The 12538-nt window shown below is 68.5% G+C and carries 14 protein-coding genes and 2 pseudogenes; 11 read left to right on the top strand and 5 right to left on the bottom strand.

The genetic code is table 11. From position 1 onward, the window contains the following. Positions 1 to 24 precede the first annotated feature (24 nt). Positions 25 to 450: a D-aminoacyl-tRNA deacylase gene (gene dtd, locus OG390_RS23915; protein ID WP_406170897.1), complete on the bottom strand. Its 426-nt coding sequence runs from the start codon at positions 448 to 450 to the stop codon at positions 25 to 27. A 194-nt stretch (positions 451 to 644) separates the two neighbouring features. Between dtd and OG390_RS23910 the strand changes: the two genes are divergently transcribed. The 4 genes and pseudogenes from OG390_RS23910 to OG390_RS23895 all read left to right on the top strand — a co-directional run. Continuing rightward, the gene (locus OG390_RS23910; RefSeq protein WP_406170895.1) at positions 645 to 1307 is read left to right on the top strand and encodes an AmfC protein; all 663 of its coding nucleotides are present in this window, start codon (positions 645 to 647) and stop codon (positions 1305 to 1307) included. 66 nt (positions 1308 to 1373) lie between these two features. Further along, entirely contained in the window at positions 1374 to 2327 is a 954-nt protein-coding gene (locus tag OG390_RS23905; protein WP_406170893.1) for an asparaginase, read from the top strand. A gap of 11 nt (positions 2328 to 2338) precedes the next feature. Continuing rightward, positions 2339 to 3155: pseudogene (locus OG390_RS23900) on the top strand (sterol carrier protein domain-containing protein); the annotation flags it as partial. 138 nt (positions 3156 to 3293) lie between these two features. Next, positions 3294 to 3449 (top strand): annotated as a pseudogene (locus OG390_RS23895) (sterol carrier protein domain-containing protein); the annotation flags it as partial. A 202-nt stretch (positions 3450 to 3651) separates the two neighbouring features. On the opposite strand, the gene OG390_RS23890 reads toward OG390_RS23895, so the two are convergent. Then, positions 3652 to 3837 carry a hypothetical protein gene (locus tag OG390_RS23890; RefSeq protein WP_369247526.1) on the bottom strand — a complete coding sequence of 62 codons (186 nt, stop codon included), beginning with the start codon at positions 3835 to 3837 and terminating at the stop codon, positions 3652 to 3654. A 215-nt stretch (positions 3838 to 4052) separates the two neighbouring features. Here OG390_RS23890 and OG390_RS23885 point away from each other — a divergent pair, with 215 nt between their 5' ends. Beyond that, positions 4053 to 4961 (top strand): FadR/GntR family transcriptional regulator, encoded by a 909-nt coding sequence (locus OG390_RS23885; protein WP_406170891.1) that lies wholly within the window; start codon positions 4053 to 4055, stop codon positions 4959 to 4961. A 48-nt stretch (positions 4962 to 5009) separates the two neighbouring features. On the opposite strand, the gene OG390_RS23880 is transcribed toward OG390_RS23885, so the two are convergent. Beyond that, entirely contained in the window at positions 5010 to 5198 is a 189-nt protein-coding gene (locus OG390_RS23880) for a hypothetical protein (RefSeq protein WP_406170889.1), read from the bottom strand. Between the two features lie 186 nt (positions 5199 to 5384). Here OG390_RS23880 and OG390_RS23875 point away from each other — a divergent pair, with 186 nt between their 5' ends. Both OG390_RS23875 and OG390_RS23870 read left to right on the top strand, forming a co-directional pair. Next, the gene (locus OG390_RS23875) at positions 5385 to 6263 is read left to right on the top strand and encodes a GntR family transcriptional regulator (RefSeq protein ID WP_406170887.1); all 879 of its coding nucleotides are present in this window, start codon (positions 5385 to 5387) and stop codon (positions 6261 to 6263) included. Continuing rightward, entirely contained in the window at positions 6263 to 7000 is a 738-nt protein-coding gene (locus tag OG390_RS23870; protein ID WP_406170885.1) for an HAD family hydrolase, read from the top strand. The genes OG390_RS23875 and OG390_RS23870 overlap by 1 nt, the downstream gene beginning before the upstream one ends. Here OG390_RS23870 and OG390_RS23865 read toward each other — a convergent pair. Continuing rightward, the gene (locus OG390_RS23865; RefSeq protein ID WP_406170883.1) at positions 6991 to 7173 is read right to left on the bottom strand and encodes a hypothetical protein; all 183 of its coding nucleotides are present in this window, start codon (positions 7171 to 7173) and stop codon (positions 6991 to 6993) included. The genes OG390_RS23870 and OG390_RS23865 overlap by 10 nt on opposite strands. Positions 7174 to 7348: 175 nt before the next feature. Between OG390_RS23865 and OG390_RS23860 the strand changes: the two genes are divergently transcribed. From OG390_RS23860 to OG390_RS23845, 4 genes are all read left to right on the top strand, one after another. Further along, positions 7349 to 8230, top strand: coding sequence for a GntR family transcriptional regulator (locus tag OG390_RS23860; protein WP_406170881.1), 882 nt, complete (start codon positions 7349 to 7351; stop codon positions 8228 to 8230). A gap of 134 nt (positions 8231 to 8364) precedes the next feature. Further along, positions 8365 to 10611, top strand: a complete 2247-nt coding sequence (locus tag OG390_RS23855; RefSeq protein WP_406170880.1) for a phosphotransferase — start codon at positions 8365 to 8367, stop codon at positions 10609 to 10611. Between the two features lie 130 nt (positions 10612 to 10741). Beyond that, on the top strand, positions 10742 to 11200 hold the full coding sequence (locus tag OG390_RS23850) for a hypothetical protein (protein ID WP_406170878.1): 459 nt from the start codon (positions 10742 to 10744) through the stop codon (positions 11198 to 11200). 6 nt (positions 11201 to 11206) lie between these two features. Continuing rightward, positions 11207 to 11533: a hypothetical protein gene (locus OG390_RS23845; protein ID WP_406170877.1), complete on the top strand. Its 327-nt coding sequence runs from the start codon at positions 11207 to 11209 to the stop codon at positions 11531 to 11533. A 13-nt stretch (positions 11534 to 11546) separates the two neighbouring features. Here the strand turns inward: OG390_RS23845 and OG390_RS23840 are convergent, their stop codons facing one another. Next, positions 11547 to 12518, bottom strand: coding sequence for a zinc-binding dehydrogenase (locus OG390_RS23840; protein WP_406170875.1), 972 nt, complete (start codon positions 12516 to 12518; stop codon positions 11547 to 11549). Between the last annotated feature and the right edge of the window lie 20 nt (positions 12519 to 12538).

The raw sequence follows: 12538 nt of genomic DNA, 5'->3' as shown, positions 1-12538 counted from the left end.
CGTCCCGGCTGCGGCCGTCCTGGCTCACATCTCCAGCAGCACCGTGAAGGGCCCGTCGTTCGTCAGGGACACCCGCATCTGCGCCCCGAAGCGCCCTGTCGCCACCGTCGCACCCAGCGCGCGCAGTTGGGCGACGACCTCGTCGACGAGAGGCTCGGCCACATCGCCCGGGGCGGCGGCGTTCCAGGTGGGGCGACGCCCCTTACGGGCGTCGCCGTACAGGGTGAACTGGCTGATCACGAGCAGCGGCGCGTCGATGTCGGAGCAGGATTTCTCGTCCGCGAGCATGCGAAGGGACCAGAGTTTGCGGGCGAGTTGGCCCGCCTTCTCCTTGGTGTCCTCGTGCGTGACCCCGACCAGCACGCACAACCCCTCACCGCTGATCTCGCCGACCGTCTCGCCTTCCACGACGACGCTCGCGCCGTCCACTCTCTGCACCACCGCACGCATGCGGACCATCATGCCGTGTGGCGCCGACGGGGCGCCGTGCGGGCCCTTCGCGTGATTTCCGGGGTCACTAACCCCCCATCTGGGGCTGATCGGGGGCACTCGGTCACATAGCGGCCACTTGGGGTGGCACGATGCGGTGTGTTGCGGTGCAACCGTGGGGTGGACCGCGCCGGTCGAGGGGACGGTAGAGGCACATGAGCACACCGAGTAGCGGGCAGCCGCCCGGAACCGTGTCATTGACCCGTACGAGCCCACGGGCGGATCGGACGGGCGGGATGACGGCCCGGCCGCCGGCGCAGCGCACCGACAGCCCGCTGTCGGCCGACCCGCCCCCGCGCGACCTCGCGGTGCTCCGGCTGCCCGAGCTGCGAACACTGCGCCGGGACGCCCAGCGCGACGAGGCCGACCTCAGCTACGTGCGGCGGCTGCTGCAGGGACGTATCGACATCCTGCGGGCGGAGCTGGCGCGCCGCGGCGAGCGACGGGCGCCGTTCCCGGCATCGGGGCAGCTGTCGGTCGTCGGCCCCGGACAGCCGTCGGTCGTGGAACGGCTCTCGGAGATCCTGACGGACGCGCCTGCCCGGCACCGCTCGTCGGCCCGCCATGTGACAGTGGGCACACCGCACGGCGAGGAGTACCGGGCGCTGGCCGCGGACATGCTCGCGGAGGTGGAGCTGTCCGACCTGGAAGCCCGCACGGACGAGGAGTTGGGCGCCGGGATGGGCCGGCTCGTCCGGTACGAGCGGCAGGTCTCCCGGCGGCGCCAGCAGTTGCAGCGCACGGCCGACGATTGCAGCGCCGAGATCGCCCGCAGGTACCGTGAAGGCGAAGCACAAGTAGACGACCTGCTCATGTGACGAGGCGGCGCCGGCGATCCCGGGCCCCTTCCGGGGTGGGTCCCCCACCCCGGAAGGCCACCCCTGATGTCCGTGCCCGCCATATCGCCTGTCCTCGCCGAGGTCGTACGTTCCGGCTTCGTCGAGGGACGCCATCGCGGCAGCCTGGTGCTGCTGGCCGCGGACGGGTCGGTCGAGCTGGCGCTCGGCGAGGTGACGACGCCGGTCTTCCCGCGCTCGTCGAACAAGCCCATGCAGGCGGCGGGTGTGCTGCGCGCGGGCCTCGACCTGGCTGGAGAGCGTCTCGCCCTCGCCGCCGCGAGCCACTCCGGGGAGACCTTCCACCGCGATCTCGTCCACAAGATGCTGGACGAGCACGGGCTGTCGGCCGGGCAGTTGCAGTGCCCGCCGGATCTGCCGCTGGACCCGGCCGAGGCCGAGACGTATCTCGCCGCGGGCTCCGTCCGCGACCGGGTCACCATGAACTGCTCCGGCAAGCACGCGGCGATGCTCGCGGTGTGCGCGCTGCGGGGCTGGCCGACGGATTCGTACCTCGACCCCGGACACCCCCTCCAGCAGCTGATCCACTCCGTGGTCGAGGAGGCAGCCGGGGAGCCCGTCGCCGCGGTCGGCACCGATGGCTGCGGGGCGCCCCTCATGGCCATCACCCTCACCGGCCTCGCCCGCGCCTTCCGCTCCTTCGTCCTCGCCGCCCCCGGCTCCGCCGAACGCCGCGTCGCCGACGCCATGCGCACCCACCCCGAGTACGTCGCCGGCACCCGTCGCCCCGACACCTGGCTCATGCGCGAGATCCCGGGTGCCCTGTCCAAGATGGGCGCGGAGGCCGTCCAGGCGATCGCCCTCCCGGACGGCCGCGCCCTCGCCTTCAAGATCGACGACGGCGGAGGCCGGGCGCTCGGCCCTGTCCTCGCGCGGGGGCTGGGCCTGCTGGGCGTGGACGGCCCGGTGGTGTCGCGGATCGGTCGGTCGCCGCTGCTGGGTGGAGGGCGAGAGGTGGGGGAGGTCCGGGCGGCGTTCTGAGCGCAGGGAGACCGCGCGCGGGCCTGGACCCCCGCTGGTCGGGCCCGCCCGGCGGCGGTCGAACAGACCTCGTGGACGCGGAGGACGTCCGCAAGATCGGCCCCGAAGTGCACGACCGGTTCAGGCGCAGTCGGCCCGGCGCCGTCAGCCGCTCCGACCGCTGGTGGCAGATCAACACCGGCGTGCTGCGCCTGGACCGCGTGCCGTGGACGGAGCCGCTCTACGCCGTGTACCGCTCGGCGGCCGGCGAGGTCGAGGGCCTGGTCTCGTACGAGTCGGACGACAACCGGGGCGACGCCAAGCAGCCCCTGAACACGGCGGAGGTGAACTGGCTGATCGCGGTGACGCCGGAGGCCGAACGCGCCCTGTGGCACCACCTCTGCTCGATCGACTGGATCACCCACCCGGGTCAAGACCGGCCGGCGGGCCCCGGACGACCTGCTGCCGCACTTCCTGCCGGACCCGCGCGCCGCCCGCATCACCACGCAGGCGGACTGGCTGTGGGTGCGGATCCTGGATGTCGTACGGACTCTGGAGGCGCGTACGTACGCGGGGACCGGGACCCTGGTGCTGGAGGTCACCGACCGGGACGGGCTGTCCGCCGGGCGCTATCGGCTGGACGCGGGGCCCGCCGGAGCGGACTGCGCGGCGACCACGCAAAGGGCCGAACTCATTCTGGACGTGGGCGACTTGGCGGCATTGTGGCTGGGTGACGAGTCGGCGGTGCGACTCGCGGCGCTGGGGCGGGTGCGGGAAGAACGAGAGGGCGCCGCCTCCGTTGCCGACGCCCTGCTCCGCACGTCCGGGCACCACGGTCGCCCGGACGTGGGCGACTTGGCGGCATTGTGGCTGGGTGACGAGTCGGCGGTGCGACTCGCGGCGCTGGGGCGGGTGCGGGAAGAACGAGAGGGCGCCGCCTCCGTTGCCGACGCCCTGCTCCGCACGTCCGGGCACCACGGTCGCCCGGACGTGGGCGACTTGGCGGCATTGTGGCTGGGTGACGAGTCGGCGGTGCGACTCGCGGCGCTGGGGCGGGTGCGGGAAGAACGAGAGGGCGCCGCCTCCGTTGCCGACGCCCTGCTCCGCACGTCCGGGCGACCGTGGTGCCCGGACAGTTTCTGATCTGGGCCGGCGGTACTCCTTCCGTGCGGGTGATGACTCCTGGTCCGTTATCCGTAGCGAGCTATTCAGTTGTGGCTGTGCATTCAGTTGTGGCTGTGCGTTCAGTTGTGGCTGTGCTGTGCGGTGGTGCGGACTGACCGAGCTCCCGGCTCCCCTCCGGAAGGGAGCCCGGCCAGCCGGACTGACGGACGATGGCGCCCGGTCAGCCGGACTGGGCGAGCAGCATCACGAGGATCACCGCTCCGATGCCGCTGATCACGGAGTTCTTGGCCTTGAGGCCGATGGACAGCGCGACGAACGCGATGATGCCCATCGGCCCGTACTTCCACTGGATGAGCTGTTCGAATCCGATGGCGAGGGCGGCGACGGCGAGGGCGATGAGCGGCATGACGGTCCCTCCTTCGGGACGGGGAGGCGGACCCCCGCTGAGGACCGTCCACCCGATCCACCTGGCTGACAGGTGCGACTCTGGGGGCCAACCCTCGGGAAGTATGACCATGTTGTGCAAGTTGGTGACCAACTCACTGTTACTTATCTCCGCGTTGGGTCGACTCATAACCACCTATCAGGTAACTGCCCAAAGATGGCGGGAAGTTGTAGTGTTTGGTCGTGGACCCGGAACACGCCGCCGTCAATGGGCGGAACAGGTCACCACGGCCACAGAGGTCACACCGCGAGGTGGCCGACGAGCTGCGCAGCCGGATCAGGTCCGGTCAGCTGCGGGCGGGTCAGCGCATGCCCACGCAGGCCAAGCTGGCGGACGAGTTCGGCGTCGAGCGCGGCGCCGTGCGCCAGGCGCTGCGCATCCTGCAGTCGGAGCATCTGCTCGTCAACGTGTCCAAGGGGAGCCCCGCGACCGTCGCCGACACCCCGGAAAGGTCTCCGACCGGTCCCGAAGCCCCGCCGCAGCCCACCACGGTGGCGCTCGGCGCGCGGATAGCGGCCGCCTTCGCGGCCCCTCATGTGGAGATAGACGCGCTGTGTCTGACATCCATCTCGCTGACACTTGCCATCGGTGAGCCCCTCCGTCAGATTCACGCGGGGCGCATAAAACCGGCCAGGGTGGACGTTCGCCTGCTGCTGCCGAGCAGTGACATCGACCTTGCCTTCCCGGCCCCCGTCGACTCTGCCGAGGACGGCCGCCTCCAGCGCAACTGGCTGGCCAACCGCAACGCCCAGGCCCAGGTGCTGCGCCACAACCTGCTGACTCTGCGCTCCACGCACGGCATCGACGTGAACGTCAGCTTCCGAGCGCTCCCCTTCACGCCACCCGTGAAGCTGTATCTGCTCAACGGCGCCGAGGCCCTCTTCGCGTACTACACCCTCGCCAAGCGCGAGCAGGAGATCGACGATGTGTACCTGGAGATGTACGACGTCCAGGGCACGCAGTCCATGCTCTTCCTCTTCACCCAGGGCGCCGGGCTGCGGGACACGACGTTCGTGGAGCAGTCCCACCTGTGGTTCAACGCGCTGTGGGAGACCATCAGTTCGGAGTTGCTGTTCACGAACTGATGGCCTCCTGGACTGTACAGAGGCGTCTCGGGCGGGAGGCTGCCCAGCTCACAGGGCGGGTCCGGCGACCATCAGGGCGAGCATGACCGCCCCGATGGAGCTGCACGTAGGACTCTTGGCCTTGATCCCGATACTGAGCAGCAGCAGTCCGGCGATGCCTATCGGACCGTACTGCCATTGGACGAGCTGCTCGAAGCCGACGACGAAGACGGCGGAGAGGAGGGCTATGACGGGCATGGTGGTTCCTCCTGTTTTCAAGTCCTGCTTCAGGGGAGACCGGTGGGAGGCCGGCCGGGAGGGGAGGCAAAACTTCCGCCAACTTGGCCAAGTTGGTAACCAACTCTGATTAAGTTGTCCCCACTTGGCTACCAGTCATAAACAACTCTCAGGCAACTCCCCATAGATGGGTGACAGTTGTAGCGTTTGGTCGTGACCCAGGAGAACGTGGCAGTGAACGGCAGCAGAAGGACCTCGCCCCAGGAGATCGCCGACATCCTGCGGGAGCGCATCCGCGTCGGCGACCTCAAGGCGGGCGACCGCCTGCCCACCCAGGCCGAGTTGGCAGACGAATTCGGCGTCGAGCGCGGCACGGTCCGTCAAGCCCTCCGAGCACTGCAGGACGACGGTCTCCTCAGCAACGTCAGCAAGGGCAGCCCGCCGAGGATCGCCGATGTTCCCGCCGCGCGGGACGAGCCCCAGCCGACGATGGTGGGGCTGGCGCCGCGCCTCACCGAGGCGTTCTCCGTGCCGCATGTCCGCGTGGACGCCGCCTGCCTGACCGCGGAGACCCTGATGGTGGCCGTCGGGGAGCCCGTCCGCCTGATCCACGAGGGCAGGATCCGTCCGGAGTCGATCGACGTTCGGATTCTGCTGCCCTCCCGGGACATCACCCTGGCGTTCCCCGTCCCGGTGGAGGGACACGGAGGGGACGATCCGGTCCACAAGCGCTGGCTGGACCAGCGCAACGCCCAGGTGGTCGTCCTGCGCCACAACCTCCAGGCCCTGCGCTCCTCTCACGGCATCGACGTCCGCGTGACCTTCCGCGCCCTGCCGTTCACCCCACCGGTGAAGCTGTACCTGCTCAACGAGTCGGAGGCGCTGATCGCGTACTACATGATCACCAAGCGGGAGGAGACCGTGGACAGCGGAGTTCTGGAGATGTATGACGCCCTCGGCTCGGCGTCCCTCCTCTTCTCCTTCGAGAAGCGGGCCGGCCAGCGGGACGCCGCGTTTGTGGAGGAATCCCAGAAGTGGTTCGACGCCCTCTGGGAAACCATCACCACGGACCTGACACTCTCCTAGTGACTTCTGATGCGGTGCAGACTGAATCGGTGGCGACAGCGACAGAGAACCTACGGGAAGTGATCACCCGAGCCCGCTTCGTGCTCTTCGACTTCGACGGGCCGATCTGCCGGTTGTTCGCGGGGCATGCCGCGGAGGATGTGGCGAAGGATCTGGTGGAGTGGCTCGAACGGCAGGGGCTACGAGGCCTGTTGACCGAGGAGGAACGTTTCCACCCGGACCCGATGGTGGTCCTGCACGCCGTCCACCGGCGTCACCCGCACAGTGATCTGGTGACCGAGCTGGAGGCGCGGCTCACCCAGCAGGAACTCAAGGCGGTGCCCTCCGCCATGCCCACCGCGTTCGCCGATCCCCTGATAAGGACCTGGAGCGCCGTCGGGGCCCGGCTGGCCATCGCCACCAACAACTCGGCCCGTACCGTGGTCAGTTACCTGGCGAGTCGTGACCTCGCCGAGTGCTTCGTGCCCAACATCTATGGCCGCACCCAGGAACTGCACCACCTCAAGCCGGACCCGCACTGTCTCAACCGGGCCCTGAACGCCCTGGGCGCCGCCCCGTCGTCGGCCGTCATGATCGGCGACGCTCCCTCGGACCTCCAGGCCGCCCAGCGGGCCGGAGTTCCGTTCCTCGGCTACGCGCGTAACGAGGACAAGGAGAAGCTGCTGCGCAAGGCCGGGGCCGACGTGATCGTCAGGTCACTGGAGCCGGTCCTGCGGGAGCTCCGGGGTCAGGCCTGAGACACCAGGATGATGAAGACCACCGCCGCCCCTGCCGCCAGGGACGAGTGGCCCTTACGTATGCCTATGAAGATCAGCGGCAGAAGGAACGCACACGCGAGGCCGAACTTCACTTGCGTCACCAGTGCCAGGATGAACTCGGTGACCGCCAGAGCTACTTCCCACTGAGCCATGTTTCCCACCCACCCATTCAACTTCCAGTGAAGCGATCAACTCCCCGTCCAATTGGACTGGTTGACTTGAATGTTGTCTGCCCTGCCCGGTTGATCCCTTAACCAGCAGACTGGTTGGACTGGTCACTTGACTGGAATCGGTTTGCTTGTCGGGTGGCAGAGGTACGGTCGGGGTGTGAGCGGACAGCGGATCGGCGACGGCGGCGGCAAGGAGTCTTTGCGTGTCGCCGGAGTGCTGCTCGACAGGATCGGCGACGGTACCTATCCGCTGGGAGCCCTTCTGCCGCCCCAGCGCGAGCTCGCGGAGGAGTTCGGGGTCTCCCGCGACACCGTGCAACGGGCTTTGAGGGAGCTGGCCAACGGCGGGTGGATCATGTCCCGCCAGGGCAGCGGGTCCCGGGTTTCCCGCGTGGTGAAACCGCAGCGTGTTTCGGCCCGCGCGCCGAGTGGTGCGAAGCCTGGCTGGGCCGTGACCCTGGGGCCGATCATCAGCCGGGCCTTCGAGCAGCCGGAAGTCGCCCTCGACGTCTATACGCTGACATCCGAGTCCCTGGACACGCACATCCGGGTTCAGGAGGAGCGGATCCGCACAGGGGAGATCGCCCCTCAACGCATCGTCATGCGCATGCTGCTTCCGTCCGAGGATCTGGCCGTGCCCTATCCGCGCACCAAGGACGACCCGCACGACCCACGATTGGGCGACCGTCTGCACAAACTGACGCGTAGGCACACGGCATCCGTGCGACGCGTGCTGCGGGCCCTTGAACTCGAGGACCTGGTGCCCAGCGTCGAGCTGGAGATCCGCCACGTGGAGCTGACCCCGACGTTCAAGCTGTATCTCCTCAACGGGACCGACGCGCTGCAGGCCCTCTATGAGCCGGTCGAACGCCTGATTGAGCTGGAGGACGGCAGCGAGGCCCTCGCGGTCGACGTGCTGGGCCTCGGCGCCACTCTCACGCACTACGTCAAGGACGACGACCCGGACTCCACCGGGTCAGTTTTCGTCGCCAGTAGTCAGGCGTGGTTCAACTCCGTATGGAGTCTGCTCGCGACATGATGGCAATCCAGCAATGGACTGCCGTGCGCATCCTTGCGCCTTAGCGTCCGTTTACCTCATCGAGACCGTCCCAACACGCCAGAGGCCTTCAGCGGCGCTAGGGTTTGCCGCAACCTCAGTTACAGGAGTGGCCCGTGGGAGCACCTCCGGTTCCCAAGCGCGCCTTGTGGGAACGATGTGCCGCCGATGACGCCTACGACGGGTTCGTGGGACAGGCGAAACAGCTTGGAGTGATGAGCGGCGGTCATCACAACCGGAACTACGTGTTGCCCCTGACCGAGGTGATGGCGCGTCGCGTGGGGCGTGAGCCGGGCACCAACGTGACGGTGCGTATTCGCAGGCCAGAGGCTCTGCCGGTGGTCATCAGGACCTGGAAACACGAGGCGGAGATCCTCGCCGCCATCGGGGACGTCCTCCCGCATGTGCCGGAATGTCTGGCCCGACGTCGCGGCTCGGCCGTGCACAGCTACGTGGAAGGCGTTCCCCTCTCCACAGTCTGCCCCAATGGCAAGCCCGTCGACGGCCTGCTGATCAGGGCACTGGCCGGACTGCTCGCGCAGATGTCGCAGGTGCGCAGGGAGGCATTACCTCCGCTACCCGACGGCTGGCCGCCCAATGACAAGGACGGTCAGGCCTTTCTTCAGACGTTGGCCCTTCTTGCCGACCGTCAAATTCGTCAGCCCAATTGGGCCAACTTCGGCGGCTTGTTCGCCGCGCTGGGGATTCCTGAGGATGCCCTGACCCGGTTGGCCGAGCGGGTCCCGGCCATGGCCCGTCGTCCGTACAGCCTTCTGCACGCGGACCTCCACCGGGACAACGTGATCGTCACCTACGGTGGAGAACCGCCCCTGATCTGTGTGGACTGGGAGCTCGCGACATACGGAGACCCACTGCACGACCTCGCCACGCACCTGGTCCGGATGCAGTATCCGGACTTCCAGTGGAGCGAGGTGATCGATGCGTGGGCCGGGGCCATCCAGGACACCAGGCCCATGGCGGCGAACGGCTTGGTAGGGGATCTGCGTCACTACGTGGCGTTCGAGCGTGCCCAGTCCGTCTATCCGGATGTGATGCGCGCGGCGAAATCCCTGGAGGACTCGCTCGACCAGAAGAGCCTGGACCAGGCGACGGCCTCGGTGAGCCGCGCCATAAGAGCCGCGGCCGAACCGCTTCGGCTCGCCCACGTTCCTGACGAGGCCGAGGTCGAGCGCGTCCTCATCCGCTGGCAGGCGTCTCGGCACGATCGGCGCGTCGGCGCCAGCAGGGCGGTCACCACGCTTGTCTGGAGGCCGGACGAACGGCTTGCGGAGCACCCGGAATTTCCTCATTCGGCCGTACGCCACGCCTTGATCGCCGAGGGGGCGGCGCCCGCCGACCGGGTGTTCAAGGGCACCGCCCACCTCAACTCGGTCGTGCGCGTGCCCGGCATCGAGTTTCCGGTCGTGGTGCGGCGCAAGGTGGCATCGGTCTGCCGTCGCGAACGTGGCTATCTGAGCGAGCACGCCGTCCTCAAGGCCATCGAGGATTCCAAGGTCGACGTGACGGTGCCCAGGGTGCTCGCGCTGGGTGAGAGCCACACCAAGGACCTGTTTGCCATCCACACGTATGAAGGCCCGAAGGACGGTGTCCAGCCTCCCAACCACCCGGTGAACGGTCTGCTGCCCCATGAAGCGGACAAACTGGTGGACCAGCTCTGCGCCCTCACCCTGGTCGACTACGGTCAGCTGGATCCGACAGCGCCGGACTGGTCCGGCGGCGGGGACTTCTACGACTGGCTCACCGATCAACTGGGCCTGCTCGTCGAGGGGTTGCCCAAGGAGTCGCAGCAGCTGGCCCGAGTGCTGGGGTTGCCCGACGGGTCCCGGCTGCGGGAGATCCTGTCCCGGCATCGGGTGACCCTGCGTGAGCCCACCCTGCTGCACGGCGATTTGAACCCGTGGAATCTCGTACGCCGTGACGACTCCTTTGCGCTGACCATCATCGACTGGGAACTGGCGATGGTCGGCGACCCTCTGTACGACCTGGTCCGGCACATGCATCTCACGCCGACGCGGCCCGAGATCCGCGCTCGTATGTTCCGCCGCTGGGCAAAGGCGCTTCCAACTACGCACACCAAGAACTGGAAGCAGGACTGGCTCGCCTACCGGTGGATCGAGATCGTCCGTTCCGCCTATATCGACCTCGACCGCCTGGTCACGGGTGCCAGCCTCGACGCCCCCAATGTGCGCAGGGCGGTGGACTCGTACGCGATGACCTTGGAGGCCGCCAGGGCCTCACTCGGCCTTCCCGTTCGCTCGACGGCGAACCCGTATCTTGCCTACGCACTGCCGCACGGCGACCATGGCAGCACACGACGGGCCGGGTTTTCAGCGGGCAGGTGAGGCTTCGCTGGGTGGTGCTGCCCGGTGAAGGGGGCGGTGCATGTCCGGGGCGGGGAGCGATCCGGTCGACGGTGGTGTCGGTGCGCGTTTGAAGCGGTACCAGGCGCGCTTTGAACCTGTTGTGACGCGCGTGCTCCTTGTTGGGATCTTCCTCACCGGCCTGACCGCCCAGTTCGTCAAGCCGGTGGGAGACGCCCTGGAGGGCAAGGCGTACCTCGGGGGCGCGTTGTTGAGCCTGGTTGGCTATGTGCTGTACGACGCGGTGAAGGACCTCGCTCTGTCGGTCACGGTGCCGACCCGTGTCCTGGTGAACTCGCGCCATCTGGGCAGCTTCGTCAGCGAGGCGTTCCGGTCCCGGAAGGTCGAGATCAGCTTTCTCGGCTATACCGGAGAGACCCTCTACAACGAGCTCTACCACCGGCTGGAGGGGTTGCTCGACGACCCGGGCCCGACCAAGCGGGTCTCAGTGCGGATGCTCGTGCCCGACTTCGGCCAGCCGATGATCGTCCCCTCCAGGATCGGCGGTAACGGCGAACCCGTGGACGACGCCGACTTCCGCAAGCGTCAGGAGCTGAGGTGCAGGGACTAAGACGACGTGCTGTCGGGCCTGGCGGCGCAGCTCACTGACAACGGCCGGGTCATCGTCGAGTGCGAGTACCGCTTCTACCCCGGCATCCCACGGGACAAGATCTGCATCTTCAACAGGGCACAGGTACTGCACGGGCTGTACAACGTCGCGACCCGGATGCGGCTGCAGGAGCAGGAGTTCTACGATCCCAAGGGCTACAGCACCGATCTCAATGTCTGGTCCAGAGAGGGTTCGCCTTCCGCCGAGGCGGCCGTCGCCATGTGGACCAAGCACTTCGACGACCTGTGGAATCTCGCGGAGGCGCCCTCCTGGCGCCGGTCCGCCGGCATCTGAGCCCGAGCCCGACTCACACCTTCAGTACCACCTTCCCCACCAGACCCCGCTCCTCAACAGCCGCATGAGCATCCCCCGCCCGCTCCAGCGGAAACACCTCACCGATCACCGGCCGCAGGCGCCCCGCCGCGGCCGCGCTGAGCGCGTCGGACATGAAGCGTCGCAGGTCGGCGGAGCCGAACTGGACGTCCTCGATGCCGAAGAGCTTGATGCCCCGGCGGGTGGCTTCGGCCGGGTCGACGGGGGAGAAGCCGCCCGTGGGTGCGCCGTGGGCCGAGAAGCGGCCTCCGTCGGCCGTCAGCGGGAAGGCGGTGGCGCCGAGTTCGCCGCCCACGCCGTCCAGGACGACGTCCGCGGCTTCGGTGGAGCCGCCGAGTGCGTGGCGGGCGGCCCGCGGCCAGTCGGGGTTCGTGACGTCGACCGCCGCGTCCGCCCCGAGTTCCCGTACCAGTGCCAGCTTCGCGGCGCCCCGGGCCACGCCGACCACCCGCGCCTCGCGCGCGTGGGCCAGTTGGATCAGCAGCGTGCCCATGCCTCCGGAGGCGCCGAGGACGAGGACGCGGTCGGTGGCGCTGACGGCGGTCAGTTCGAGCAGAGCCGTGGCGGTGACACCGTCGTGGACCAGGGCCGCGGCCGGGAGCAGGTCGAGGGAGTCCGGCACGGCGGTCAGGGCCGAGGCCGGGGCGACGGCCCGTTCCGCGTAGCTGCCGGTCACGAAGGCGGTGACCCGGCGGCCGAGCCACTCGGCGGGGGCGTCGGCCCCGAGCGCACTGACCACTCCCGACACACCGCCCCCGGGCACGTACGGAGGCGTCACCCGGAAGAAGTCCCGGCCCCAGCCCGACCTCACCTGCGTCTCCACGAAGATCGTGTCCGCGTAGGCGACATCGATCACCACCTCGCCCGGTCCCGGAACCGGGTCCGCGATCTCCACCGGCACCAGGACCTCAGGGCCGCCGAACGCCTTCACCTGTGCTGCTCGCATCGGTAACTCCTCGGAAGCGG

Source organism: Streptomyces sp. NBC_00996 (assembly GCF_045162675.1).
GTDB lineage: Bacteria > Actinomycetota > Actinomycetes > Streptomycetales > Streptomycetaceae > Streptomyces.
Note: the sequence above shows the minus strand (reverse complement) of the source record. Positions and strands in the feature narration are given on the sequence as shown.